Genomic DNA, 25698 nt, shown 5'->3' on the forward strand with positions numbered 1-25698 from the left:
TCTCCCCTTCTTACTTGATCATGGCGGTCAGCTCGGTGCAGAATTCCGCCGCACTCTGCTCGTCGCGCAGCACGACGAGCACCGTGTCGTCGCCGCTGACCGTGCCGACGATGGCGGGGATCTCCATGCCGTCGAAGGCGGAGCCTGCCGCGGGGCCGAGGCCCGGCATCATCTTCACCACGACGAGGTTCTGCGCGCGGTCGGCGCTGAGGATGCTCTCGCGCAGGATGACCTGCAATCTGCCGGCAAAGTTGAGCTTGATCTTCTGCGCGCTCACGGCGTAGCGGTAGCGCCCGCCGCCGACCGGCTCCTTGATGAGGTGGAGCTGCTTGATGTCGCGCGAGATGGTCGCCTGCGTGCTCTCAATGCCCTGCTCATGCAGCTTCGCCAAAAGCTGCTCCTGTGTTTCGATCGGCTCGGCCTCAATGATGGCCAGAATTTTCTCCTGTCGGTTATTCTTCATGTCCCAACACTCCCATCAACATCTTTTTTTGCAGGATATCGCAAAAGCTCTTATTGGAAAGCCTTACGAGCTTTGTTTCATATTTTGAGCGCCGGATCTCCACGGCGTCGCCGTTGCGCAGCGAGAACGCCCGCCCGCCGTCGGCGGAGAGAAAGATCGGCTTGTAGCCGGTCTTTTCCGTCTGCACGGTGACGGTGCGCTCCGGCGAGAGCACATAGGAGTTGGCGTGCACGCTGTGCGCGCAGATCGGACTGACGATGAGGTTGCGCGCCGTGGGCTCGACGACCGGCCCGCCCGCGGAGAGCGAATAGGCCGTGGAGCCGGTCGGGCTTGCGACGATCACGCCGTCGCCCGTCACATCGAGCAGCCGTCCCTGCTCGGTCCGAATGTGGAGCCGGATCACGCGGGACACCGCTCCGCGGGTCACGACCGCCTCATTGAGCGCAAGGTTGGAGTAGATGACGCGCCCCTCGCGCACCACGCTGACGTCGAGCATCATGCGGCTCTCGACCGTGTATTTTTCGTCCATCAGCTCGCCGAGGCGGCCAAGCTCCTTCTGCTCCAGCTCCGCCATGAAGCCGAGCGAGCCGAGGTTCACGCCGAGCACCGGAATGTCGCGGTGTGCCGCGGTCTTGGAAAGGTGCAGGATCGTGCCGTCGCCGCCGAAGGCGATGATCATGTCCGCGCCGCGCAGCTCCTGCTGGAGCGGACGGATATCGAGGCCGTAGCCCTCGGGCTTCTCCTCGTTGCGGAACGGCACGCACACGACGTTCGGACAGTGAACGCTGTCGAGAATGCGTTTGGCCTCCTTGGCGACGGTCAGCTCATGGTCGCGGTAGGGGTTTGGACAAAGTATCACCTTTTTAAGCATCGTTTTCGCCTTTCTTTTCCTCCAGCGCCGCGTGGGATGCCTCGACCAGAGCCTTCAGGTCATGGACCGGCGGCTCCTCCTCCGCACGGGAGAGATAGCCGAGATATTCAATGTTCCCCTCGGGGCCGCGAATGGGAGAGTACGTCAGGCCAAGGACGGTAAAGCGACTTTCCTTTGCGTGCTCCAGAAAGTGCTCGAGCACCTCCAGATGCACGGCGGGATCGCGCACGACGCCCTTTTTGCCGACCTTTTCCCGTCCTGCCTCGAACTGCGGCTTGACGAGGCAGACGGCGTGGCCGTCCGGCTTCAGAAGCCCCGCGAGCGCGGGCAGAATGAGCTTGAGCGAGATGAACGACACGTCCACGGACGCGAAATCCAGCTCGTCTGGGATCTGCTCATGCGTGAGGTAGCGGGCGTTCGTGCGCTCCATACACACCACGCGCGCGTCGCTGCGGAGCTTCCAATCGAGCTGACCGTAGCCGACGTCCACGGCGTAGACCTTTTTCGCGCCGTTTTGCAGCATACAGTCGGTGAAGCCGCCGGTAGACGCGCCGATGTCGGCGCAGATGCAGTCCGTGAGCGTGATGGGAAACTCCGCCATCGCCTTTTCGAGCTTGAGCCCGCCGCGGCTGACGTAGCGCAGCGTGTGGCCGCGCACCTCAAGCACCGCGTCGGCGGCGACCGGCGTGCCGGCCTTATCGACCTTCTGCCCGTTCACATAGACAATGCCGCTCATAATGCTCGCCTGCGCCTTGGCGCGCGTTTCGGCAAGGCCGCGCGCAACGAGCGCGACGTCCAATCGTTCCTTTGTACTCATTGGCAGACCTCCTTTGCCGTGCGAGCCAGGCTCTCCGCGTCCAGTCCGCATTGGCGGTACAGCTCGCCGACGCTCCCCTGCTCGATGAATCTGCGCCCGAGGTTGCAGAGCATGAGCCTCTGCGGTTCGTGCCCCTCCTCGGCGAGGATCGCCGCGATGCGCTGACCGATGCAGCCCACGCCCGAGCATTCCTCCGCGACCAGCAGCCGCTTCGTTGTGCCGAAGCACTTGGAAAGCTCGCCGCCGCGGAAGGGCGAAATGCGGTTGAGCTTGACCACCCGCGCCTCGATGCCGTCCTCGTGCAGCAGCTCCGCCGCGCCGAGCACGTTGTTGATGAGCGTGCCGTAGGCGCAGAGCGTGATGTCCTCCCCCGCGCGCAGCTCGGCAAAATCCCCGGCGCTCGTATCGGCGGTGAAGGCGCCCTCGCCGCCGCGCGGATAGCGGATGGCGACCGGGCCGGTCATTTCAAAAAGCGCGCGGCACAGCATGGCGCGCAGCTCCGCGAAGCTCGCGGGGCAGAGCACCGTCATATTCGGGATGCCGGATAAAAATACCGTATCCATCACGCCGTGATGCGTCGCGCCGTCCGCACCGACCAGGCCCGCGCGGTCCACGGCAAAGACAACATGCAGTCCGCTCAGCGCCACATCGTGCAGCAGCTGGTCGTAGGCGCGCTGGAGAAAGCTCGAATACACGGCGAACACCGGGAGCGCGCCCTGCTTGGCAAGGCCCGCCGCCATCGCGGCGGCGTGTCCCTCGGCGATGCCGACGTCAAAAAAGCGGTCGGGGAAACGCCCGGCAAAGGGCGTGAGACCCGTGCCGTCCTCCATCGCCGCGGTGATCGCGCATACGCGCGGGTCCTCCTCGGCCAGCTCCGTGAGCGCCGCGCCGAAGACGGAGGAAAAGCTTTCCTTCGCCGGCGGCACCGCGCCGGTCGCAGCGTCGAACGGTCCGACGCCATGGAATTTCCACGGCTCACGCTCGGCAGGCGCGTAGCCGTGCCCCTTCTGCGTGCGGACATGGACGAGCACCGGGCGCTTCATCTCCCGCGCCCATTCGAGCGTGGTGGTGAGCTGCGCGAGGTCGTGCCCGTCCACAGGACCGAGGTAGGCGAAGCCCATATCCTCGAACATCGTGGCGTTGGGCAGCATGGCCTTTTTGAGTCCCGTTTTGAGCGAGTGATTGAAGCGGTAGAGTGCGCGTCCGACCGCTGAGCCGCTCAGCGCGTTGTGATACGCCTTCTTGAAGGCAAAGTACTCCGGCTTTGTGCGCAGGCGCGAGAGATGCTCGCTCATCGCGCCGACGTTGCGGTCGATGGACATACCGTTATCGTTGAGGATAACGATCAGCGGCTCGCCGGAGGCACCCGCGTTGTTGAGTCCCTCATAGGCAAGGCCGCCGGTGAGCGCGCCGTCGCCGATGAGGGCAAGCACGCTGTAATCCTCGTGCAGCATCGTGCGGGCGCGCGCCATGCCGAGCGCCACGGAGACGGAGTTGGAGGCGTGACCGGCGATGAAGGCGTCGTGTACGCTCTCGCAGGGCTTGGGAAAGCCCGAGATGCCGCCGAGCTGCCGCAGCGTCGGAAAGCGGTCCGCGCGGCCGGCGAGTATTTTATGGACGTAGCACTGATGCCCCACGTCAAAAACGAGGCGGTCGCGCGCCGTGTCGAACACGCGGTGGATGGCGACGGTCAGCTCCACCACACCGAGGTTCGAGGCGAGGTGCCCGCCGGTGTGCGAGACCTGTGTGACAAGAAAGCCACGCAGCTCGTCGCAAAGAAGCGGAAGCTCCGAGCCGTCGAGCGCCCGGAGGTCTTCCGGCGAATGAATTCGGTCCAAGATCAACGTAGTATCCCCTTGCAGTTGTTTTCGGGCGGCCCGGCAGGAGCGCGGGATACCGCCGTCATGTCAAATTATGGTCATTATAGACCATCGTGCGGAAATATACAAGATATACAGCGCGATATTCACCGCAAAATTTTTGTGAACGACGCAAAACAGGGCGGAGTCCCGAAGGTCTCCGCCCTGCCGGGCGTTACTTGTTCCGCGTTTCCATGCTGTGCGAGAGCGCGGCGAGGAAGTCCGCTTCTCCGCCGAACAGACCGAGCGCGGAGATCGCCTCGTCGGTTAGACGCACGACCTCACGCTCACATGCCGCAAGGCCGAGGAGATCGACGAAGGTGGTCTTTTTCTCCGCCTTGTCCGAGCCGATGGGCTTGCCGAAGGTCGCCTCGTCGCCGATCACGTCGAGCATATCGTCGCGGATCTGGAAGGCAAGGCCGAGCGCGTCGGCATAGCGCTGTGCCGCATCCGCCTGCTCCGCCGTGCCGCCCGCGGCGGCGACACCCATCAGACAGGCCGCGCGGATGAGCGCGCTCGTTTTGCGCAGATGGATCGCCATCAGCTCGCCGCGGTCGAGGGAGCGGCCCTCCCATTCGAGGTCGAGCTGCTGGCCGCCGCAGATGCCGGCGTGACCTGCGGCGTGCGTCAGGATCTGCCCACAGCGCAGCGCGCGCTCCGGCGCAAGCGACGCGGAGAGCACCGTTTCAAAGGCGAGAGCCTGCAGCGCGTCGCCCGCCAGCACGGCGGTGGCCTCGCCGAACACCTTGTGGTTCGACGGCTTGCCGCGGCGCAGATCGTCGTCGTCCATGCACGGCAGATCGTCGTGAATGAGCGAATAGGTATGCAGCAGCTCCACGCCGCAGGCGGCGGGAAGCGCGGCGTGAACATCGCCGCCGCAAAGGCGGCAGAATTCCAGCGTCAGGATCGGCCGCAGGCGCTTGCCGCCTGCGGTGAGACTGTAGCGCATGGCGTCGAGCAGCCGCGCGTAGGGCTCGTCCGCGGCGACGCATTGTGCATCGAGAAAGTCCTCGACCATCGTGCGGTATTCCTCCATGCGGAGGGCAAACAGTTCTCGTTCCATGTACTATTCCTCCGCAGCAAAGGAGGCTTCGACCGGCGCGCCGTCCGCGCCTTTGGTCAGGCGCACGACCTTCTGCTCCGCCTCGTCGAGCATTTTTCCGCAGGAGGTGACGAGCTTCGTCCCCTCCTCAAAGAGCTTGAGCGAGTCGGCTAACTTCGCGTCGCCGCGCTCAAGCTGCGACACGATCTCCTCGAGCCGCGTGATGTTATCCTCAAAGCTTTTTGCCATGGTTGTTCTCTCCTCTCGTTTCGTTGACCGTACAGACCAGGCTGCCCCGTCCGAGCGTCACGTCGATCGTCTCGCCGACGGTCACCTCGTCCGCGCTGCGGAGCACCGTACCGTTCGCCTTCCGTGCCACGGCATAGCCGCGCGCGAGCACCGCGAGCGGACTCATCGCGTGGAGCGACGCGCACAGCGCGGCAAAGCGCTGTCGCCGCTCCCCCACCTGCTTTTCCGCAAGCGAGGCGAGATTCTTCTGCGTGTAGTCGAGCAGCAGGCGCTTGTCCGCGATGAAGGCCATCGGGTCGCGCAGCACGCGCTTCCGCTCCAAGGCAGTCAGCCGTTCGCGCAGCGCGGAAAGGCGGCTTTCCTCCGTTTTGGTCATGCTTCGCTCCAGCGCCGTGAGCCGGGCGCGGACGTCATTCCGGTCGGGCACGGCAAGCTCCGCGGCGTTCGACGGCGTGGACGCCCGCGCGTCCGCGACATAGTCGGCGATGGTGACATCCGGCTCGTGACCGACGGCGGAGATGACGGGGATCTCCGATTCGTAGATGGCGCGCGCCACGCGCTCGTCGTTGAACGCCCACAGATCCTCGATGGAGCCGCCGCCGCGGCCCGTGATGATGAGGTCCGCGACCTTGTATCTGTTCGCGTAGCGCAGCGCGCCGGCGATCTCCGGCGGGGCCTCGGTCCCCTGCACGCGCACACCGAGGAGCTTGACCTCCGTCAGCGGCCAGCGCGCGCGGAGGATGCGGAGCATATCATGCACCGCCGCGCCGGCGGGCGAGGTGATGATGGCGATGGTCTTCGGGTACCTCGGCAGCGGCTTCTTATGCGCGGGATCGAAAAGCCCCTCGCGCTCCAACTGCGCCTTGAGCTGCTCGAAGGCGACGTGCAGGTCGCCCGCGCCCTCCGGCGATAGCTCGGAGACATAAAGCTGATAGGCCCCGTCGCGCGGGAACACGCTGATGCGCCCGAAGGCGATGACCTTCATGCCGTTCTCGGGACGGAAGCGCAGACGCAGGGCGTTTCCCTTGAACAGCACGCAGCGCATCGCGCCCTCGGCGTCCTTGAGCGTGAAGTAGTGGTGGCCCGAGGGGTAGAGCTTGTAGTTTGAGATCTCGCCGCGCACGAAGATCTCCTGCAGCTGCGGCACGCGGTCGAGCAGAGCCTTGATGAAGTTGTTGGCCTCGCTGACCGAGAAGATCATTTGCTGTTCCATGCGTTCTCCTGTGAAGCGTTTTTCCTTTGCAGATGCCGGATATACAAAGCAGAGCGCCGCCGTGCGCGGTGCTCTGCCTCTTTGCTTATTCTGCGCTGATCTCCGCGCGCACGAACGAGCCGAGGATGCCGTTGATGAACTTCACGGTCTCGGGCGTTTCGTACTTCTTGGCGATCTCCACCGCCTCGTTGATGGCGACGGAGTTCGGCACGTCGCGGAAATAGAGGATCTCGTACATCGCCACGCGCATGATGGCGGAGGCCACGAGCGGGATGCGGTCAAAGCTCCAGCCCTTGGCGTACCTGGCGATGAATTCGTCCAGCTCCGGCGCGTGATCGGCCACGCCGCACACGAGCGCGCGGATATACTCCGCCTGCTTGGCGTTGGGCGCTTCGCTGTAAAGCTCATCCTCGCCTGCCAGCTCGGCAAAGCCGTCGCGGCTCAGCCGCTCGGCGACCAGCTCCTCCGCCGTTTTGTCGGTGAAGCTCAGCTCATACGCCAGATGCACGGCAATCTCTCTTGCAGTATTGCGAACCATAGACGTTTCGTCCTTTTCTCTTTCTTGTTAGTTGAAGCTGATGCCGCCCACATGGACGTTGACCGCCCGGACGGAGAAGCCCGTCATCGTCTCGACCGCGCTCATCACGGCGTCCTGCACCTTGGCGGCGGTCTCTGGAATGGCGAAGCCGTATTTCACCGTCAGGTAAACGTCCAGCGTGATCTCGCCGTCCTGAATGTCCATGCGGATGCCGCGTGCGGGCTTCTTGCCCATGAACTGCTCGGTGAGCTGCTCGGTCATGGTGGTCATCATGGCGCCGACGCCCTCGATCTCGCCGATGGCCTCGGACGCGATCGCGACCACAACATCCTCGGAAATGTTGATGCTGCCGTCGCTCGCGGACTGCGTCAGATATTCGCGGTTTTCGCCCATTGCTGTCTCTCCTTGCTGTATGGTAGTGATACTCAGCATACGCTATGCTCAAATTATTAGTATTCTACCATCCTTTGCCGCAAATTACAACAGCTAATTTACTTCTAATATTTTGATGCAGTCGGCGGTAAGATTGGTCTCCTGCTTGACTATGTCGGTGATCTTCGCGATGTCCTCGGTCTGAAGTCCGTCCTCGCCCGCCGAGACCACCACGCTCACGCCGTCGTCGGCCATGAAGACCACGCAGTCCGTGTAGCCCTTGGCAGTGATCATGTTTTCGATCTGCGCTTCGGCGAGCGTGTAGGCCGCGAGCGTCTGGATGCTTTGCGCAGCCTCGGCTGCGGCCGCCTCATCGACCTCCGCCGCGCCGCTTGCCTCCTGCAGAAGGCTCAGCGCGCTGTCGCGGGCCTGCTGGCGCGTGAGCCGCGCGGTCGCAAAGTAGTCGCCCGGCAGCGCTTCGCCGGAGACCTCCTCTGCGTCGCCCTCCGTGCCGTCCACCAGCGTGGCCTGCCCGAGGATCTTGTCGGTCTCCTCCACCTGCTGCGCGTAGCGTCCGTTCAGAAAGATCGCCCCGCACACGAGCAGTAAGACCGCTCCCGCCACCATGTTCCGTTTCCACAGCTTTTTCATGTTCTTCCTCCCAAAAATAATGATTTTCATGGTTTCCCCTGTAATACGGTGATCTTGTCGCTCGGCAGCGCCGTCAGAGCGCTGACCGCCTGCGTCACGGCAAGGCGCACGCCCGCGCTGCCGCCGCCCTCGCAGACTACAAGCGCCCCGACGTAGCGCGGATAGACGCGGTTCGTCACCACGACCTCCTGTGTGCCGCTGCCCGTACCGACGACGACCGTCTCGCTCTTGCGCTTCATGTCCTCGCTCCCGCTGCGCTCGGCGGTCGTATCCTGCGCCAGCTCGCGCTTCGTGCCGGAGTCCACGGTGAGCATCAGCCGCAGCTCGCCCACGCCGTCGATGGCGCGCAGGATGTTCTCCATCTCCTCCTGCACTGCGGCGCGGTCGAACGCCTCGGCGTCCGGACTGCTGGCTGTTGGCTCGGCCTCCGCATTTCCTCCCGGCAGCAGCATCAGCACGATGCCGAGAAGCGCCGCGAGCGCGGCGAGACGGTATTTTTTCAATCCCTCGAGCCACTTCCCCGCCCACGCATCCTTCATCTCTCCGCCCTCCATTCCTGCTTCTCCGGCGCGATCCCCAGCTCCTGCGTGAGGAGCACGGAGAGCTCCGCGTTTTCCTCGCCGAAGAGCACCGCGCGGTCGGGAACGAACGCGCCGTCCTCCTCGCGCACCGTGACCTCCGCGGTGACCTCGGCGCCGAGGGCGTGTGCTTTGTCCTCAATATATGCGCCCGTCCGCTCCGCTATGACCGCCGCGAGCGACTGCCCGCTCACGTCGCGGTATTGCTCCTCCAATGCCGCGCGGTCGGCGGAGAAGCCGTCGAGGTCGAGCGCCAGCTCCCACGGCTTCGCCGTCCCGAGCGGGCGCAGCATACAGAGAATGAGCACCAGTCCGCCGGAAAAGCGCGCGAGCTTCCGCACGCTTCCCTCAGGCGTGAGCTGATCGAGAAGGCTCACGAGAAAGGCGCAGCTCACCACGCCGAGGAGCCATTGCCGTAAAAATGCCATCACATCACCACCATGGAAATGGATACGAGCAGCGCCGCGAGCAGCAGCGCCGCGCAGGCTGCCGTCATGCCGAGGACGAGGGCGAAGGCGTCGCCGAGCTGCTCGAGCAGCCGCTCAAGCGGCTTGACGCCGCTGACCGCCGAGACGAAGGCCGCCGCGCGGTAGAGCAAAAACTGCACGCCCAGCCGCACGAGCGGCGTGAGGCAGGCGAGCAGCACGCCCAGCACGCCGGCCGCCCCGATGGCCGCGCGCAGCGAATGGGCTGCGCTGAGCACCATCTCGGCGGACTCTGCGAGAATGCTCCCGACCACCGGCACCGTGCCGGAGACCGCCGTCTGCGCCGCCTTGACCGCCGCGCGGTCCGCGCTGCCGGTGAGCACGCCGCTGACCGACAGATAGAGCGTGAAGGCCGTCACCGCGCCGCACAGCAGCCAGGAGATGAGCTTTTTGAGTCCGTCCGCGAGCTTGTCCAGACCGCTCTCCGGCAGCGCCGCGCCCGCCGAGGCAAGAGCGATGTGGCAGTAGACCAGCGGGAGCAGCAGCTCGTGGATGAGCGTTGTGAGCGCGTCGGCGGCAAAGAGCGTGCCGACCTGCCAGGCGCTCGCCGTGAACACGCCGCCGCAGCCCGCGAGCGCCGCCGCCATCGTCGGCAGCAGGAGCTTGGTGAGGTCGGCGAGATCCTGCATGGTCGCCGTTCCCAGTCCGATGAGCGAGGAAAGGTCGCCCGCCGAGAGCGTCGTCACGCACAGCACGCCGACGAGCGGCACAAAGCGGGAGGCGTTCTCGCCGAGCGAGGACGCAAAGCCGTCCGCGGCTCCCGTGAGCAGGACGGTCAGCGCGAGCAGCACCGCCCCGCGCAGCGAGCGGTCCAGCGACGCGCGCAGCGCGTCGAAGAAGCCTTGCACGAGGAGTCGTATGCCGCCCTCCGTGATGCCTTCACCCTCTGCCAGCGCCGCCGCTTCCTCCGGCAGCGCGTCGAGAAGCTCGCCCGGAAGCTGCACGGCGCAGACCGGAACGGTCAGGAGCGCGAGCGTGAGCAGGAGAAATACCGTCCTTCTCACAGCCAGCCCTCCACCAGCTCCACCACGGCGAGCAGCAGCGGAGCGGCTGCGGTCAGCGCACAGACCGCGCCGGCGGTCTCGAGCACGGAGGCAAGCGCGCCCTGCGCGGCGTCGCGGCAGAAGGCGCCGCCCACGCGCACCGTCAGCGCAATGGCGAGCACCTTCCAAAGCGGCGTGAACACCGCGCCCGAAAGTCCCGTTTTGTCCGCGAGCGTGCGAAGCAGCGCGGCCAGCGGTTCGCCTGCCGCGATGAGCAGAGCCGCCGCGCAGGCGGCGGCGCACAGCGCCAGCAGCAGCGCCAGCTCTCCCTCGCTCCGCCGCAGCAGCGAGGCGACTGCCGCCGTGATGACGCACAGCGCAAATACCTTCAGCAAAAGCTCCATCGCTCAGAACCCGAAGAGCGTTTTGACCAGCTCAAAGAGCGAGCTGATCTCCCGCACGAGCAGCATCATCGTCGTCACCAGCCCTGCAAGGCTCACGAGCATCGCCTGATCGGGCCGGTCCGAGCGCACGAGCAGCTGATTGAGCACCGCGACCACGATGCCGATGGCGGCGATCTTGAATACCAGATCAATGTCCATAGCGATCTCCTGTGTAAAGTGTTTTTCCTTTTTAGATAAGCAGTATCGTGACAAGGAGACTCAGGCTGAAGCAGAGCGTCGTCACGAGCCGGGTATCCCGCGCGCTTTGCCGCTCCCGCTCCGTGAGCGTACTGCGCAGCGCCTGCGCCGCCGCGCGCAGGGCGCGGAGCACCGCGTCCTCCTCCCCGCCGAGCGCGTCGGCAAGACCGGATAACACAGCCTGCTCCCGCTCGCCGAGCGGTGTCCGGGCGGCGGCCTCGCGCCAGCCGTCCGGCAGCGGCGTTCCGTTCTCCAGCTGCGCGAGCACGTCGGCGAAGAAGGCGTCGGCGTACTTCCCCGCGCCGCGCTGTCCGAGCAGCCGCGGCAGCGGCATGAGCGAGGCGCGTATCCCGCGCTCCAAGCCCCCCAATGCGGCGGAAAGCTCCCGCAGGGCGGCACGCTCCTGCCTCCGTGCGCCGAGCAGCGCATGGCATTGGAGCGCCGCGCCGCAGAGGATCAGGGCGGCTCCGAGCAGCTTCATGGCAGCAGCTCCTCCACGCGGTACCGCCGCTCCTCGCCCATGCCCTCGATGACGACGGCGCGCCGGAACACGCCGGAGTCGCGCAGCAGCGGCCAGAGCGGCTTTTGCCGCAGTTCGTCAAGGCCGGAGGCGTGCATCGTCGCGAGCAGCGCCGCGCCGCAGTTGGCGGCGTGCGCCATCGCCGCAATGTCCTCGGCCGCCGTGATCTCATCGACCGCGATGACCTGCGGGTTCATCGCCCGCAGCACCATGCCGATGCCCTGCGCCTTGGGGCAAAGCGTGAGCACGTCCGTGTGCGTCCCCAATGCCATCTGCGCCTCTCCTCCGGCGCAGACAGCGATCTCTCCGCGCTCGTCCACCACCGCGACGCGCAGCGCCGCGCGGTTCTCGCTTCCGAGCGAGAGCGTGCGGATGAGGTCGCGCAGAAGCGTCGTCTTGCCGCCGCCCGGCGGCGAGAGCAGGAGCGTGCTCCGGAAGGCTCCCGCGCAGAACAGGCTGTCTGCCGTCGGCTCGGCCAGGCCGATCCGCTCGGTGACGATGCGCAGCGAGAGCGAGGAAATATCTCGCAGGCTCGCGACCGCACCGTTCCGCAGCACAGCCGTGCCGCATACGCCGAGCCGAAAGCCGCCGTGCAGGCACAGAAATCCCTGCCGCAGCGTCTCCGCGCAGGCATAGCGCGAGTAGTCCGTCACCGCGTCCACCATCTGCGCGAGATCGCGCGGCGTCACGCGGCTGTCCGCGCCGAAGTACGGCAGCGTGACCTCGCCCTCGGGCAGCAGCGCGGCGGGGGGCTGTCCGGCACGCAGACGGAACTCCTCCGTGTATCGCTTGCGATGGTCCGGCATTTGCAGCGCCGCGCGTCGGAACCGGGGCGGCAGCAGCGCCGCCGCCTCCTCGCAGCGCGCAATGGCCCTGGCTTCGTTCATGCGCTCTCCCCCTTGTCCGTCAGATACCCCACTCTATGCGAGGAGCGGACAGGTCATGCCTGTTCGCCTGAAAAAATGCGGATGAAGAAAAAAGCGGCGGGAGCTCCCGCCGCTTCGCGCTCGTAGCTTTTATTTGCCGCTGCAGCTGCAGCAGTTCGTCGGCGTATCCGCGCCGCACTCCGCGATGCCGGCGGGGAAGAAATCGTCCACCGGGAAGCTGACGCTCTCGAACATCTCGCAGGGATCGTCGCAGGAGCTGCACGAAATGCTGCCGACCGGCTGGCAGCTGCCGCTCGGGATGCAGTAGTCGAACACCGGAATGAGCAGCTGCGTGCCGCGCTCGAGCCGCACGATGGAGAACTGTCCGATGGAGATGCACACGCGCCTGGTCTGCGGCTCGAAGAGAATGGGCTCGTCGAAGGCTTCGGCAATGCCCGCGGGCACGCCCGTGACCGCTGTGCAGTCGCAGCAGTTCCCGCAGGAGCAGTCGACAATGCGCGCGCACAGCAGCAGCGGGTCGACGGCAGAGACCACGGCGGTCGGCAGGTTTGCCGTGAGGTCGATGGGATAGTCCGCGCCGCCGGGCACGGGATACGAGGAGAATACCTTCGCGCGGCTCTCGCCGCCGAAGAGCATCACGCGCTTATCGAAGGTCGCAAGGCCCTCGATCTCCGTCGCGCGCATCCCGTTGTTCACCGCCTGCAGGATCACGCGGTAGTAAAAGCGCATATCGACCGTGAAGAAGCCGCGGTTGAAGCTCACCGGCTCCACATCCACACCGACGTGCAGCAGCTCCACGCGGCCGCCGCGGATGCTCTGCGAGGCGTCGATGACGCTTTGGGCCGTCGCCGTGGGGTAAAAGGTCAGGTCCTCGATGCAGTCCTTATCCTTGCAGGATGAGAAGATCTTTTTCGTATGGATACAGACCGCTTCGCGCACGCCGTTAGCGCTCGTGATCGGGCCTGCGGTCACTTTTTCAGCCATGGAAATACCTCCTGATCTAAGTACTGATGAAAGATTGGCTTTCTTTCAGTCCAGTCTATGCCGAGCGGCGGGAATGGTGAAAAATCCACTATACAAATTTAAGGAAACGCGCTATAATAAGGAAAATATCGGACAGGAGGGCTGCCCTATGGCGCGCATGGGCTTCATTCAGGATAAGCTCGAGATCAAATTTCTTCTTCTCTACATCGCCTCACGGCTCATCGAGCCGGTGCCGTTTGAGGCCATGCAGGAGCTTGCGATGATCGACGACGGCGTGGACTTCTTCGATTTCTCCGAGTGCATGAATGACCTCGTCACCTCTGGGCACCTCACGCTCTCGGAGGACGGGCTCTATGCCATCACGGAGAAGGGCCTGCGCAACGGGCAGATCTGCGAATCGAGCCTTCCCTACTCCGTGCGCCTCGCGGCGGACAAGAACATCACCGTGTTCAATCAGAAGCTGCGCCGCCGCGCACAGATCCGATCCGAGATCACGCCGCGCCCCAACGGCACCTACACCGTCTCCCTCGCCTTCTGCGACGAGCAGGACAGCCCGCTTTTGAAAATGGAGCTGATGGTACCTAAGGAGGTCATGGCAAAGGACCTTGCCGACCGCTTCCGGAAGAACACCGAGCAGCTTTACGCGAGCGTGATCAATGCGCTCTTTGAAGCACCAAGGGAGAAAAAGGAATAAGGATGGAAAAAGGAGGACGCTGCCGTCCTCCTTTTCTCGTATGCCGTTTTATTCCAGCCTGAGCCAGTCCTCGTAGTGCGGCAGCTCGTAGTCGGCGAGGGCGCACATCTGCCGCCACTCGTCCTCCTCCGCTGCGCCGCCGACGGCGACCGCGCGGAAGCCCGCTGCCTTCGCCGACTCCACGAGCGCGAGCGTACCGGTAAAGACCACGGTATCCGCCTTCTGCGACCGCAGCCGCCGCATGGCCTTTTCCAGCATCGTCCCGCTGCAAACGGCGCAGCCTGCCTCGCGCTCAGTCAAAAGACCGCGGAAGTCTCCCTCGATCCCCGCCGAACGCAGCAGCGCCTGCGCTTCGGTGCGGTCGAGCGCCGTGACGGCGTAGAGCCACACGCTCTCCATCTTCAGAATGGAGAGCACCTTGTCCGCGCCCGGGCGCAGGGTACCGCCGTCCAGCAGGGCGTCGGGCAGAGTAAAGATCGCGCTTTGCAAACGCATAACGTATTCGTCTCCTTTTTATTTCAGCACAACATTCTCATCGCCGAGCAACTCGCGCATTGCGCGGACAAAGGCGGGATGCAGCGCCGCGGTCGTGCCGATGAGCTTGCCGCTGTCGATGAGCCGGATACGCACCGGCTCCTTGCCCTCAAAGAGATAGGCGATGCGGCGGAACTGCGTCATTTCATGGCTGTCCATCGACGGCAGGCGCAGATAAAGCGTCTGCCGCTTCTCCCCCGCCGCTCCTGCGGACACATCGGCTGCGCTGTCGTCGAGCGGTCGCGCCGAATCGCACATGAGCTGCGGGGCCTTCTCGTCGCGCACGCTCAGGCGGCCTGAAGCAAGGATAGTCTGCCCCTCCTTGAGGTAGCTGCCGCTCGTCTCCAGCGTGCGGGCGAAGCAGAGCATTTCCATCGCGCCCGTGCTGTCCTCGATCGTGACGTAGGCCATGAGCGTATTGCTGCGCGTCGTTTTGACCTTGCTCGAGGTCACGACGCCCGCAATGCTCAGCTTCTGACCGTCGGCAAAGCTCGTCGGTCCGGCCTCCTGCGCAAAATCCTCCAGAATGCGGCCAATCGGCGCGGCGCCGAGCCGACGGGCCAGCTCCCGGTAGGCGTCCATCGGGTGACCGGAGAGATAGAGACCGGTGGTCTCCTTCTCCATCGCCATCCGCTCCTGCGCGGAAAATTCCGGAATGTCCGGCAGATGCAGCGGCTCACGCTGCGCGCTTCCGCCGCCCATGCCGAAGAAGTCCATCTGCCCCTCGATGTTCACGCGGTTGCCGTTCGAGATGCCGTCCATGACCTTTTCGTAGACGGCGATGAGCTGCGAGCGATGCACGCCCATCGAATCGAACGCGCCCGCGCGGATAAGGTTCTCCACCGCGCGCTTGTTCATGTCGTTCCCGTCCATGCGATAGCAGAAATCCTGAAAATCCGCAAAGGGACCGTTGACCTCGCGCTCGCGCATCATGCGGGCGATCAGGCCGCGGCCGATGTTCTTGATGGCGACAAGACCGAAGCGGATGCCCTCCGGTTCGACCGTAAAGCGGTCATCCGACCGGTTGACGTCCGGCGGCAGGAGCGCGATGGCGCACTCGCGGCACTCGCCGATGTATTCCGCGATCTTCTCACTGCTGTCCAGTACGCTCGTGAGCAGCGCCGCCATATATTCCTTCGGAAAATGGCACTTGAAATACGCCGTCTGGTACGCGATGACCGCGTAGGCCGCGGCGTGCGCCTTGTTGAAGGCGTAGTTTGCGAAGGCGTAGATATCGTCGTAGATCGCCTGCGCGGCGCTCTCGCTGATCCCGTTCGCGATGCAGCCCTTGATGCCCCGACTCGGGTCGCCGTGCAGGAACGCGCCGCGCTCCTTTTCAATGTCCTTGACCTTTTTCTTGCTCATGGCGCGGCGGAGCATATCCGCCTGACCGAGCGTGTAGCCGGCAAGCTGCTGGAAGATCTGAATGACCTGCTCCTGATAGACGATGCAGCCGTAGGTGATCGACAGGATCGGCTCGAGCTGCGGAATGAGGTATGTCACCTTGCTCGGATCGTGCTTGCAGGCGATGAACTTCGGAATGGAGTCCATCGGGCCGGGGCGGTAGAGCGCGATAAGAGCCGTGATATCCTCAATGTTCTGCGGCTTGAGACTGACGCACACGCCCGTCATGCCGCTCGATTCGAGCTGAAAGACGCCCGAAGTCTTGCCAGCGGCGAGCATTTCATAGGTCTCGGGATCGTTCTCCGGGATGTCCGCCAGCTTGAAGCCGGGCTGCGTTTTCTGCACGGTCTTGACCGCATCGTCGAGCACCGTCAGATTGCGCAGGCCGAGGAAGTCCATTTTGAGAAGGCCCAACTCCTCGAGCGTCGTCATCACATACTGGCAGACCACCGCGTCGTCGTTCGTCGCCAGCGGGACGTAATCGACCACGGGGCGCTTGGTGATGACCACGCCCGCGGCGTGCGTCGAGGCGTGGCGCGGCATCCCCTCAAGGGCGCGCGCCGTGTCGATGAGCTTTTTCACCTGCTCGTCGTTCTCGTACTTTTCGCGCAGCTCGCGCGAGAGCTTGAGCGCGTCGTCGAGCGTGATGTGCAGATTTCCCGGCCCGCTGGGTACGAGCTTGGCGATCACATCGCAGTCGGCGTAGGTCATATTCAGCGCGCGGCCCACGTCGCGGATCGCGCCGCGCGCCGCCATCGTGCCGAAGGTCACGATCTGCGCCACATGGTCGTCGCCGTACTTGCGGCGGACGTAGTCCACGACCTCGCCGCGGCGGGTATCGCCGAAGTCCATGTCGATATCGGGCATGGACACGCGCTCGGGATTGAGAAAGCGCTCGAAGAAAAGACCGTACTTCATCGGCTCGATGTCCGTGATGTGCAGACAGTAGCTCACGATGCTGCCCGCCGCGCTGCCGCGTCCCGGGCCGACGGGGATGCCGACGCTCTTGGCGTAGCGCACAAAGTCGGAGACGATGAGAAAATAATCGACGAAGCCCATCTTCTCGATCATGTTTTCCTCGTATTCCAGCTGCGCCTTCTGCTTTTCCGTCCCCTCGCCGTAGCGCTCGGCAAAGCCGTCCGCGCAGAGCTTTTTGAAATAGGTCAGCGAGGTGTAGCCCTCCGGCACCTTGAATTCCGGCAGGTGGTACTTGCCGAAGGTGAACTCCAAATTGCACATCTCCGCGATCTTCCCCGTGTTCTCGATCGCGCCGGGGTACTGGGCGAAAAGCGCCTCCATCTCCTCCGTCGAGCGGAGGTAGAAGTTCTGCGGCTCGTAGCGCATCCGGTTCTCGTCGTCCACGGTCTTGCCCGTCTGGATGCACAGCAGCACATCGTGCGCGTAGGCGTCCGCCTTCGTAAGGTAGTGCGCGTCGTTCGTGCACACGAGCGGCAGGCCGGTCTCCTCATGGATGCGCAGCAAGCCCTTGTTTACGACCGCCTGCTCGCGGATGCCGTGGTTCTGAAGCTCAAGATAGAAGCGGTCGGGGCCAAATATCTCCGAGAGTGTCAAGGCATATGCCTTTGCATTGTCGTACTCGCCGTTGCGCAGCCGGCGGGGGATCTCGCCAGCAAGACACGCCGAGAGCGCAATAAGTCCCTTGGCGTGCGCGCGCAGCAGCTCAAGGTCGATGCGGGGCTTGATGTAGAAGCCCTCGGTAAACGCCTTGGAGACCATGTAGGAGAGGTTGCGGTAGCCCTCCTCGTTCTCGCACAGAAGAACGAGGTGGCGCGCCTCGGCGTCAAACTCGTGCTGCTTGTCAAAGCGCGTGCGGGGCGCGACATAGACCTCGCAGCCGATGACGGGCTTGACGCCCTCGGCCTTGCACGCGCGGTAGAAGTCGATCGCGCCGTACATCACGCCGTGGTCGGTCACGGCGACCGCCGTCTGCCCCAGCTCGCGGACGCGCTTGGCCAGCCCCTTGATGCGGCACGCGCCGTCAAGAAGGCTGTATTCCGTATGAACGTGCAGATGTGCAAACGGCATGATGCTTTCCTCTCTTTATGCTTTCTCTTTGCCCGCAAGCTCCATGAGCTTGCGCATCCGGTGGTTGAGGCAGGATTTTGTCAGCGGCGGGTCGAAGGTCCCCGCCAGCTCGCTGAGCGACAGCTCCGGCTGCAAAAGCCGAGCGACCGCGACCTCCTGCAGCTTGACCGGCAGCGTGGCGACGATGCCCGCGTCGGTCAGGCGCGTGAGCGCCTCGACCTGCTCGCGCGAGGCGGCGACCGCCTTGTCCACATTCGCCGCGTCGCAGTTGACACGGCGGTTGACCGTGTTGCGCATTTCCTTTTCGACCTTTGCGGCCATGACCTCCATCGCCGCGGCGGGCGCGCCGATGCGCGTGAGCAGCTCCTCAATGTGGTCGCTCTGCTTGAAATAGGTCACGCCGTTGCCCTGCCGCTGCACGTTTTTCGGCTCATAGCCCATGTCGCGCAGCAGCGCCTCGACCTCGCGCCCCGCCTGCAAATGCGGCGTGGCAAGCTCAAGATGGTAGCGCTTGAGCGGATCGGTCACGCTGCCGCCCGCAAGAAAGGCCCCGCGCAGGAACGACGCGCGGCAGCACTCCTCCTCCAGCAGCGCGAAGTTGACGTGCAGCGCGTAGTGCTGGTCGGGATCGTAGCCGAGCGCTTCTAAAATGACGGCGAGCTTCTGCCCGTCCGTGATGCGGAAAATGCTTTTGCTGCCGCTCTCCTGCGCGTCGAAGCGAACGCCGAACGCCTTCTGAAAGAGCTTCGGCAGCCGTGCGGCAAAGTCCTCGCTCTCGGTGACGATGCGCACCTCGGTCGGGGAAAAGCTGCCCGCGTAGAGCAGCACACCGTAGGCTTCGGCGCGCGCGCAGCAGCGCCGCGTGAGCGGCACGCGGCACAGCTCCGCCTTGGCGTCGGAGGAAAAGGACATGGGCGTTCTCCTTTCAGCCGCGTGTGATATCGCGGTGGTTCTCGTAGGCGGCGTAGCCGAGCTTATTTAAGTACTCCGTCACCGCCCGCGCGATGGACACCGAGCGGTGCCGTCCGCCGGTGCAGCCGACGGCCACGACCAGCACGGCCTTGCCCTCCTCCTGATAGAGCGGCAGGAGGAACGCGAGCATCTGCTCGAGCTTTGATAGAAATTCCTTCGTCTGCGGGAAGGAAAAGACATAGTTGTAAACGTCGTCGTTCATGCCGGTCTGATAGCGCAGCTCCGGCACATAGTAGGGGTTCGGCATGAAGCGCACATCGAACACCAGATCAGCCTCGAGCGGCACGCCGTACTTGTAGCCGAAGGAGACGACATTGATGCTCATGCGGCTCTGCTGTCCCTTTTCCGCAAAGAGGCGGTAGAGCTCGCCGCGCAGCTTCGCCGCGGAGAGCTGCGTCGTGTCGATCACAAAGTCCGCGCGCTCGCGCAGCGGGCGCAGAAGCTCCGTTTCACGCTTCACCGCATCCTCGATGGTCGCGCCGCTCTCCATGAGCGGGTGGCGGCGGCGCGTTTCCTTGTAGCGCTTGATGATGCTCTGCGTGTCCGCCTCCAGATAGAGCAGGCGGCAGACCGTGCCGCCCTCGCGCAGACGGTCGATGACCTCAAGCAGCTCCTGAAAGCTGTCCACGCCGCCGCGGATGTCGTTCACCAGCGCGACACGGTCGTAGCGGCCGTCGCTCTCGGCGGAGAACTCCGCGAACTTCGGAATGATGGCGGCGGGCATATTGTCCACCGTGTAATAGCCGATATCCTCCAGACAGGACGCGGCGCTGGACTTGCCCGCGCCGGACAGGCCCGAGATGACCAGGATCTCCATGCTCCGCTCCCCCTTTATCGAATGATCTTCACTTCCGGCTCGAGTGTCACGCCCGTCGCCGTGAAAACGGTATCCTGTACTTTTTTGATGAGCGCGAGGACGTCCGTGCAGGTCGCGCTGCCGGCGTTGACCACAAAGCCCGCGTGCTTGCGGCTGACCTCTGCCCCGCCGACGCGCGCGCCCTTGAGGCCGCACTGCTCGATGAGTGTGCCCGCGAAGTATCCCTCGGGGCGCTTGAAGGTGCTGCCGGCACTCGGCATCTCAAGCGGCTGGCTTGCGCGGCGCTTGGCCGAAAGCTCCTCCATGCGCGCCTTGATGGCCTCCTGATCCCCGCCGTGAAGCGCGAGCTTTGCGCGCAGCACGACGGCCTCGGGATGGTCGGTGAAGAAGCTGCGGCGGTAGCCGAGCGCCAGCTCCTCTCCGCGCAGCGTCCGCACGCCGTCCGGGAAAAGCGCCGTGACCTCGGTGAGCACATCCTTCAGCTCGCCGCCGTAGGCGCCCGCGTTCATCACCACGCCGCCGCCGAGACTGCCGGGAATGCCGTGCGCGAACTCCAGTCCCGTGAGGCTGTGCTGCCAGGCAAAAACGCCCAGCCGCGCGAGCGATACGCCCGCGTCCGCCGTGATGATGCCGCCGTCGAGCGCGATACGGTTCAGCCCCTCGCCCGTCTGAATGACGAGCGTATCCAGCCCCTCGTCCGCAACGAGCAGATTGGTGCCGTTGCCGAGCAGGAACGGCGTGACGCCGCACTCCTGTGCGAAGCCCGTGAGCAGAACGATCTGCTCGCCGGAGGTCGGGAACGCCATGCGCGTCGCCGGCCCTCCGATGCGGAAGGATGTGTGCCGCGCAAGCGGCTCGTCGTGTATATATTTGAGGTCCGGCAGATACGCCGTGACCTTTTCATCCAGTAACGCCGCCCAGCCCGGGCGGTTTGATGAAAACATGGACTCCATAAATGCTCCTTACCGATTTACCGATTCTTTTCCTGCGCCGCCTGATGGTCGATGTGGCTGTCGATCTGCTCAACGAACTCGCGGGCGGAGTTGATGCCGTACTTCTTCTGGCGGTTGTTCATCACCGCCAGCTCCACGATACCGGCGAGGTTGCGGCCCGCCGAGACCGGAATGGTCAAAAGCGGGATGGGCACGCCCATGATCTGCGTGTGCGCCTCGTCGAGGCCGAGCCGGTCGTAGAACTTTTCGTCCTGCCAGCGCTCGAACTGAATGACCAGGTCAATCTGCGTCGCGGACTTTACGCCGCTCATGCCAAAGAGCTTCTGAATGTCCACCACGCCGATGCCGCGCACCTCGAGATAGTGGCGGATGAGCTCGGGCGCGGTGCCGGTGAGCGTATCGCCGATGCGGCGGATCTCCACCGCGTCGTCCGCAACGAGCCGGTGGCCGCGCTTGATCAGCTCGATGGCTGTCTCGCTCTTGCCGATGCCGCTGTCGCCGAGGATCAGCACGCCCTCGCCGTACACGTCCATCAGCACGCCGTGGCGCGTGATCATGGGCGCCAGCTCGTGGTTGAGGAAGTCGATGGTCATGCTCGTAAACTCGACCGAGGTGTGCTCCGTGCGCAACAGGGTGCGGCCGTATTTCTGCGCCATCTCCATGCACTCGGGGAACACGTCGAGCTTGCGGGAGATGACCAGCGCAGGGATCTCGTACTTGAACAGATCCTCAAAGCATTTGCGCCGCTCGGCGGAGGAAAAGCTCTTGAGGAACATCGTCTCCGCCTTGCCGATGATCTGGAGCCTGCGCGGGTCAAAGTAGTCGAAAAAGCCGACGAACTGCAGCCCCGGGCGGTTGACGTCCGTGATGGTCAGCGTTTCCGTTTCATAATCCGTGCCGCGATAGAGTACCTCCATCTGAAATTTCTCAACGATATCCTTTACCTTTACGCTGCGATCGGTATTCATGCTTTGCCTCCCGTCGGGTCAAAATTTTTCCATATACATTATATCGGTTTTCCCCTGTTTTTACAAGGGTACGCGGCATCATTTTTTCGTTCGCCGTCCGCTTCGGAGCGCTCAGAGAAAAAAATGCAAAAAAATCTGAGAAAATGAAAAATTTTGCTTGCAATTTCGTTTGGAATCTGCTATCATAGCCAATGCTTGCAATGCGCAAGTCTTGATTTGATTACAGCAAGGAGGTGCAACGGATGGCAAAGTGCGAGTTTTGCGACAAGGGTGTGACCTTTGGTATTCAGGTCTCCCACTCCCACAGACGCTCCAATCGTCCTTGGAAGCCCAATGTCAAGCGCGTCAAGGCGATGGTCAACGGTACGCCCCGCCATGTCTATGTTTGTACCCGCTGTCTGCGTTCCGGTAAGGTTACCCGCGCGATCTAAAAGATAGCAGTAAAAGCCGCTCTGAACGAGCGGCTTTTTTCTATCCTTTTTTGCCTTCACCGCAGCGCGGCGAGCTTGGCGTTGAGCTTTTTATAAATGCGCTCGCGGAACCACGGCTCGCTGCTGGCTTCGATCGCTCCCTCCGGTGTGAACCAGCGGACGCCGCTGTTCTCGTCCGGCTTGACGGTCAGCGCGTCGCTGTCGTCCGCGATGAGAAGATAGGTCACATTCAGGTGCAGATGCGAGGAAACGTATGCGCCCCGCTTCTCATGTCCGTCCACGGTCAGGACCTCGAGTGAGAAAATATTCTCGCTCGCCGGACGGGCGTGCTTCACACCGCTCTCCTCCCGCACCTCACGCAGCGCGACCGCGAGCAGGTCCTCCTCCCCGTCGGCGTGCCCGCCGAGCCACGCCCAGGAATCATAGATGTTGTGGTAGGCCATCAGCACGCCGTCATGCGCTTCGTTCGTCACCCACGCCGAGGCCGTCATGTGCATCCGGTCATTCTCGCGCGTGAACACATCTGCTTCTTCGCGCAGGGCACGGAGCAAAAGCGCGCGGTCGCGCGCTTCCTGCTCGTTGTATGGCTCATAGCGTTCCAGCTGCTCCAAAAGACACATTGTTTTCTCTCCCGTTTGAAAAAGGCGGTCTGTGCGGACCGCCTTTCGGTTTATACCCATCCGTTGTCGGTTTCGCGCTTCGGCGCGCGGCTCATCAGCCGGTGGACCATCCCCCGGACCTCCGCGCCGTTGTAGAGAATGTCGTACATCGCCTCGCAGATCGGCATTTCCACACCCAGCGAGTCCGCCAACTCCTTGGCGCTGACGGCGGCATAGTAGCCCTCGACTACGCCGCCCATGTCGGCGACGACCTCCCGCGGCGTCCGGCCCTCGCCGATGGCGATGCCGGCGCGGCGGTTGCGCGAGTGCATCGACGTGCAGGTGACGATCAGATCGCCCATGCCGGCCAGACCCGCAAGCGTTTCCTTGCGCCCGCCGAGGCGTTCGGCCAGCCGCGAGGTCTCCGCCATCGCGCGGGTGATCAGCAGCGCCTTGGTGTTGTCGCCGAGGCCGAGACCGTCGCTCACGCCGCAGCACAGCGCCGCCACGTTCTTGAGCGCGCCGGCCAGCTCAACGCCGACCATGTCGTCATGCGTATAGACGCGGAAGCGCTCATTGGTAAACACGCGCTGAACAAGCTCCGCGGTCTCCGCGCGGTTCGACGCGGCGACCACGCCGGTCGGCATGGCGCGCGCGACCTCCTCCGCGTGCGAGGGTCCCGAGAGCACGGCGATGGGATGCTCCCCGCCCGTCTCCTGCGCGATGACCTGCGACATACGCAGATGCGTGCCGCGCTCGATGCCCTTTGTGACCGAGAGCAGCGGCACGCCGTCCGGCAGGTACGGCGCTGCCTCCTTCGCCACCGCGCGCAGCGCGAACGACGGCGGTGCGAACACGACCAGCTCGGCGTTTCTTAGGCAATTCAGGTCATTTGTGATCTGCAATTCAACCGGAAGCTGCACACCAGGCAGTAAAGGATTTTCCCTTTTCAGCTTAAGCTGCTCCGCCTTTTGGTGGTCATGCGACCAGAGCGTGACCGCGTGCCGATTCTGTTCCAGCAGCATGGCAAGGGCGGTGCCCCAGCCGCCGCTGCCGAGTACGACGATGTTCATGCCTCTCCCTCCGATTTCGGTGCGTTGACGTGGAAGCGGAACTTATTCTCCGTCCCGTTCAGAAGCCGCTTGATGTTTTCACGGTGCGCAAAGAGCACGAGCGCCGCGATCAGAACGGAAAATGCGGTCGCAAACGCGTCGCCGAACACAAGGTGCGTCATGACCGGGAAGACCGCTGCCGCGCTCACCGAGCCGAGCGACACATAGCGCGTCGTCAGCCACAGCACGGCAAACAGGCTCCAGCACACCAGCGCAATGCGCCAGTCGAGCAGCAGCGTGAGCGTCGCGGAGCACAGGATGCCCTTGCCGCCCCTGAATTTTGCCGTACAGGGGAACATGTGCCCGATCACACAGAAGAATCCGGCCCAGTATTTGAAATGCAGCACATACTCCGCCTGCTCCGCCGCGGTCAGCGGAAGGTCCGGCAGCATACGCGGGTCAAAGCGCGCGCCGAGCCACGCCGCAAGGCTCACCGCCGCGACCGCCTTGAGCATATCGCAGGCGATGACGAGCAGCGCGTACCTCGCGCCGTAGGTGCGGTAGAAATTCGTCAGGCCCGCGTTGCCGCTGCCGTGGGTGCGCACGTCGTCGTGGAAAAAGAGCCTTGAGGTAAAGAGCGCTCCGTTGAAGCAGCCGCAGAGGTAGGCGGCGACCGCCGCGTAAAGATAGTCCAAATGAGAAAGGAAAGCATAGAAACCAGTTACCAGCAAGTACATTTCCTTTACTCCTCCTTATCCCCCTTCTGACGAATGGAGAGAATGATGGGCGTGCCTTCCAGACCGAACACATTGCGGATGCAGTTTTCAATGTAGCGCTGGTACGAGAAGTGGAAGAGCTGCCGGTCATTGCAGAAGATGACGAAGTGCGGTGGGCACACGCCCACCTGCGTCATGTAGTAGATCTTCAGGCGCTTGCCCTTGTCCGTGGGCGGCTGGACGCGCGTCTGCGCGTCCTCGAGAACGTTGTTGAGCATTCCCGTGGTGATGCGGGTGCAGGCCTGCGAGTGAACGTAGTTGATGAGCTCGAAGAGCCGCGGCACGCGCTGACCGGTCGCCGCCGAAATAAACAGAATGGGCGCGTAGGTCATATAGCTCAGATCGCGGCGGATGTCCTCGCGCATCTTGTCCATGGTCTTGCCGTCCTTCTCGACAAGGTCCCACTTGTTGACCACGATGATGCAGGCCTTGCCCGCCTCGTGCGCAAGCCCCGCGACCTTGGTGTCCTGCTCGGTCACGCCCTCGGTCGCGTCGATCATGATGAGGCAGACGTCCGCGCGGTCGATGGCCATGGTCGCGCGCAGCACGCTGTATTTTTCGATACTCTCCTCGATCCTGGACTTTTTGCGCATACCGGCGGTGTCGATGAAGACATACTTGCCGGTCTCGTTTTCAAAGTAGGAGTCGATGGCGTCGCGCGTCGTGCCCGCGACGTTGGAGACGATAACGCGCTCCTGCCCGAGAATGCGGTTCGTCAGCGAGGATTTGCCGACGTTCGGCTTGCCGATGATGGCGACCTTGAGCACGTCGCTCTCCTCCTCCGCCTCCTCCTCGTCGGGGAAGTAGGCGACGCAGGCGTCGAGCAGGTCGCCCGTGCCGTGGCCGTGGACGGCGGAGACCGCCACGGGGTCGCCGAGGCCGAGGTTGTAGAACTCATAGTAATCGGGATTCGGCGCGCCGATGGAGTCCATCTTGTTGACCGCCAGCACGATCGGCTTGCGCGAGCGCAGCAGCATATTCGCGACCTCCTGATCGGAGGCGGTCAGGCCAGTCTTGATGTCGGTGAGGAAAATGATGACCGTCGCGTTCTCAATGGCGATCTGCGCCTGCTCGCGCATGAAGGTCAGGATCTGGCTGTCGGTGCGCGGCTCGATGCCGCCGGTGTCGACGAGCGTGAATTTGCGGCCGCACCACTCGCACTCGCCGTAAATGCGGTCGCGGGTCACGCCGGGCGTGTCCTCCACGATGGAAAGGCGCTGGCCGATGAGCTTATTGAAGAGCATCGACTTGCCGACGTTCGGTCGGCCGACGATGGCAACGATGGGCTTGGACATATTG

General features: G+C 63.8%; 30 protein-coding genes. 2 read left to right on the plus strand and 28 right to left on the minus strand.

Going from position 1 to position 25698, the window contains the following annotated elements:
- Positions 1–10: 10 nt before the first annotated feature.
- From KQI17_RS00575 to KQI17_RS00660, 18 genes are all read right to left on the minus strand, one after another.
- Positions 11–463: an arginine repressor gene (locus KQI17_RS00575; protein WP_216494272.1), complete on the minus strand. Its 453-nt coding sequence runs from the start codon at positions 461–463 to the stop codon at positions 11–13.
- Positions 453–1334 (minus strand): NAD(+)/NADH kinase, encoded by an 882-nt coding sequence (locus tag KQI17_RS00580; protein WP_022019136.1) that lies wholly within the window; start codon positions 1332–1334, stop codon positions 453–455. The genes KQI17_RS00575 and KQI17_RS00580 overlap by 11 nt, the downstream gene beginning before the upstream one ends.
- Positions 1327–2151 carry a TlyA family RNA methyltransferase gene (locus KQI17_RS00585; protein ID WP_216494273.1) on the minus strand — a complete coding sequence of 275 codons (825 nt, stop codon included), beginning with the start codon at positions 2149–2151 and terminating at the stop codon, positions 1327–1329. The genes KQI17_RS00580 and KQI17_RS00585 overlap by 8 nt, the downstream gene beginning before the upstream one ends.
- Positions 2148–4046: a 1-deoxy-D-xylulose-5-phosphate synthase gene (gene dxs / locus KQI17_RS00590; protein ID WP_371821937.1), complete on the minus strand. Its 1899-nt coding sequence runs from the start codon at positions 4044–4046 to the stop codon at positions 2148–2150. Before dxs ends, KQI17_RS00585 begins: the two co-directional genes overlap by 4 nt.
- Before the next feature lie 139 nt (positions 4047–4185).
- A complete protein-coding gene (locus KQI17_RS00595) occupies positions 4186–5073 on the minus strand; it encodes a polyprenyl synthetase family protein (RefSeq protein ID WP_253285610.1) in 888 nt (295 codons plus the stop codon).
- Between the two features lie 3 nt (positions 5074–5076).
- Positions 5077–5301: an exodeoxyribonuclease VII small subunit gene (gene xseB, locus KQI17_RS00600; RefSeq protein WP_216494275.1), complete on the minus strand. Its 225-nt coding sequence runs from the start codon at positions 5299–5301 to the stop codon at positions 5077–5079.
- Entirely contained in the window at positions 5285–6514 is a 1230-nt protein-coding gene (gene xseA / locus KQI17_RS00605; protein ID WP_216494276.1) for an exodeoxyribonuclease VII large subunit, read from the minus strand. The genes xseB and xseA overlap by 17 nt, the downstream gene beginning before the upstream one ends.
- A gap of 85 nt (positions 6515–6599) precedes the next feature.
- Positions 6600–7052: a transcription antitermination factor NusB gene (gene nusB / locus KQI17_RS00610; protein ID WP_216494277.1), complete on the minus strand. Its 453-nt coding sequence runs from the start codon at positions 7050–7052 to the stop codon at positions 6600–6602.
- 27 nt (positions 7053–7079) lie between these two features.
- Positions 7080–7445, minus strand: a complete 366-nt coding sequence (locus KQI17_RS00615; protein WP_022018325.1) for an Asp23/Gls24 family envelope stress response protein — start codon at positions 7443–7445, stop codon at positions 7080–7082.
- A gap of 93 nt (positions 7446–7538) precedes the next feature.
- The gene (locus KQI17_RS00620; RefSeq protein ID WP_216494278.1) at positions 7539–8075 is read right to left on the minus strand and encodes a SpoIIIAH-like family protein; all 537 of its coding nucleotides are present in this window, start codon (positions 8073–8075) and stop codon (positions 7539–7541) included.
- Positions 8076–8101: 26 nt separating this feature from the next.
- On the minus strand, positions 8102–8629 hold the full coding sequence (locus tag KQI17_RS00625; protein ID WP_216494279.1) for a stage III sporulation protein AG: 528 nt from the start codon (positions 8627–8629) through the stop codon (positions 8102–8104).
- Positions 8611–9081 (minus strand): stage III sporulation protein AF, encoded by a 471-nt coding sequence (locus KQI17_RS00630; RefSeq protein ID WP_216494280.1) that lies wholly within the window; start codon positions 9079–9081, stop codon positions 8611–8613. The genes KQI17_RS00625 and KQI17_RS00630 overlap by 19 nt, the downstream gene beginning before the upstream one ends.
- Positions 9081–10142: a stage III sporulation protein AE gene (locus KQI17_RS00635; protein WP_216494281.1), complete on the minus strand. Its 1062-nt coding sequence runs from the start codon at positions 10140–10142 to the stop codon at positions 9081–9083. Before KQI17_RS00635 ends, KQI17_RS00630 begins: the two co-directional genes overlap by 1 nt.
- Positions 10139–10525, minus strand: a complete 387-nt coding sequence (locus KQI17_RS00640) for a SpoIIIAC/SpoIIIAD family protein (protein WP_216494282.1) — start codon at positions 10523–10525, stop codon at positions 10139–10141. The genes KQI17_RS00635 and KQI17_RS00640 overlap by 4 nt, the downstream gene beginning before the upstream one ends.
- Positions 10526–10528: 3 nt before the next feature.
- The gene (spoIIIAC, locus tag KQI17_RS00645; RefSeq protein WP_216494283.1) at positions 10529–10723 is read right to left on the minus strand and encodes a stage III sporulation protein AC; all 195 of its coding nucleotides are present in this window, start codon (positions 10721–10723) and stop codon (positions 10529–10531) included.
- A 31-nt stretch (positions 10724–10754) separates the two neighbouring features.
- Positions 10755–11243 carry a stage III sporulation protein AB gene (locus KQI17_RS00650; RefSeq protein WP_216494284.1) on the minus strand — a complete coding sequence of 163 codons (489 nt, stop codon included), beginning with the start codon at positions 11241–11243 and terminating at the stop codon, positions 10755–10757.
- A complete protein-coding gene (locus KQI17_RS00655) occupies positions 11240–12169 on the minus strand; it encodes an ATPase, T2SS/T4P/T4SS family (RefSeq protein ID WP_216494285.1) in 930 nt (309 codons plus the stop codon). The genes KQI17_RS00650 and KQI17_RS00655 overlap by 4 nt, the downstream gene beginning before the upstream one ends.
- A 129-nt stretch (positions 12170–12298) precedes the next feature.
- Positions 12299–13153 carry a hypothetical protein gene (locus tag KQI17_RS00660; RefSeq protein WP_216494286.1) on the minus strand — a complete coding sequence of 285 codons (855 nt, stop codon included), beginning with the start codon at positions 13151–13153 and terminating at the stop codon, positions 12299–12301.
- A 148-nt stretch (positions 13154–13301) separates the two neighbouring features.
- Between KQI17_RS00660 and KQI17_RS00665 the strand changes: the two genes are divergently transcribed.
- Positions 13302–13847, plus strand: a complete 546-nt coding sequence (locus KQI17_RS00665; protein ID WP_022019067.1) for a DUF4364 family protein — start codon at positions 13302–13304, stop codon at positions 13845–13847.
- 48 nt (positions 13848–13895) lie between these two features.
- Here KQI17_RS00665 and KQI17_RS00670 read toward each other — a convergent pair whose 3' ends face one another.
- The 6 genes from KQI17_RS00670 to hprK are packed head-to-tail and all read right to left on the minus strand — an operon-like array spanning position 13896 to position 21541.
- Positions 13896–14342 carry an HAD family hydrolase gene (locus KQI17_RS00670; protein ID WP_216494287.1) on the minus strand — a complete coding sequence of 149 codons (447 nt, stop codon included), beginning with the start codon at positions 14340–14342 and terminating at the stop codon, positions 13896–13898.
- An 18-nt stretch (positions 14343–14360) separates the two neighbouring features.
- Positions 14361–17831 (minus strand): DNA polymerase III subunit alpha, encoded by a 3471-nt coding sequence (locus KQI17_RS00675; RefSeq protein WP_216494288.1) that lies wholly within the window; start codon positions 17829–17831, stop codon positions 14361–14363.
- A gap of 15 nt (positions 17832–17846) precedes the next feature.
- Positions 17847–18743: a DNA-binding protein WhiA gene (whiA, locus tag KQI17_RS00680; protein WP_216494289.1), complete on the minus strand. Its 897-nt coding sequence runs from the start codon at positions 18741–18743 to the stop codon at positions 17847–17849.
- A gap of 13 nt (positions 18744–18756) precedes the next feature.
- A complete protein-coding gene (rapZ, locus tag KQI17_RS00685; protein WP_216494290.1) occupies positions 18757–19620 on the minus strand; it encodes an RNase adapter RapZ in 864 nt (287 codons plus the stop codon).
- A gap of 14 nt (positions 19621–19634) precedes the next feature.
- A complete protein-coding gene (gene murB / locus KQI17_RS00690) occupies positions 19635–20573 on the minus strand; it encodes a UDP-N-acetylmuramate dehydrogenase (RefSeq protein ID WP_371821934.1) in 939 nt (312 codons plus the stop codon).
- A gap of 17 nt (positions 20574–20590) precedes the next feature.
- Positions 20591–21541 (minus strand): HPr(Ser) kinase/phosphatase, encoded by a 951-nt coding sequence (hprK, locus tag KQI17_RS00695; RefSeq protein WP_216494291.1) that lies wholly within the window; start codon positions 21539–21541, stop codon positions 20591–20593.
- A 242-nt stretch (positions 21542–21783) separates the two neighbouring features.
- On the opposite strand from hprK, the gene rpmB reads away from it, so the two are divergent.
- Complete coding sequence (gene rpmB / locus KQI17_RS00700) at positions 21784–21972, plus strand: 50S ribosomal protein L28 (protein ID WP_022019060.1); 189 nt, start codon at positions 21784–21786, stop codon at positions 21970–21972.
- A gap of 56 nt (positions 21973–22028) precedes the next feature.
- Here the strand turns inward: rpmB and KQI17_RS00705 are convergent, their stop codons facing one another.
- Genes KQI17_RS00705 through der form a run of 4 tightly spaced genes read right to left on the minus strand, consistent with a single transcriptional unit; the run spans position 22029 to position 25694 of the window.
- Entirely contained in the window at positions 22029–22592 is a 564-nt protein-coding gene (locus tag KQI17_RS00705) for an NUDIX hydrolase (protein WP_022019059.1), read from the minus strand.
- Between the two features lie 50 nt (positions 22593–22642).
- A complete protein-coding gene (locus tag KQI17_RS00710) occupies positions 22643–23644 on the minus strand; it encodes an NAD(P)H-dependent glycerol-3-phosphate dehydrogenase (RefSeq protein ID WP_216494292.1) in 1002 nt (333 codons plus the stop codon).
- On the minus strand, positions 23641–24360 hold the full coding sequence (gene plsY / locus KQI17_RS00715) for a glycerol-3-phosphate 1-O-acyltransferase PlsY (protein WP_216494293.1): 720 nt from the start codon (positions 24358–24360) through the stop codon (positions 23641–23643). Before plsY ends, KQI17_RS00710 begins: the two co-directional genes overlap by 4 nt.
- A 5-nt stretch (positions 24361–24365) precedes the next feature.
- On the minus strand, positions 24366–25694 hold the full coding sequence (gene der, locus KQI17_RS00720; RefSeq protein WP_216494294.1) for a ribosome biogenesis GTPase Der: 1329 nt from the start codon (positions 25692–25694) through the stop codon (positions 24366–24368).
- Positions 25695–25698: the final 4 nt, after the last annotated feature.

The sequence above is a fragment of the Oscillibacter sp. MSJ-31 genome (genome assembly GCF_018918025.1).
In the GTDB taxonomy this organism is placed as follows: Bacteria; Bacillota; Clostridia; order Oscillospirales; family Oscillospiraceae; genus Hominicoprocola.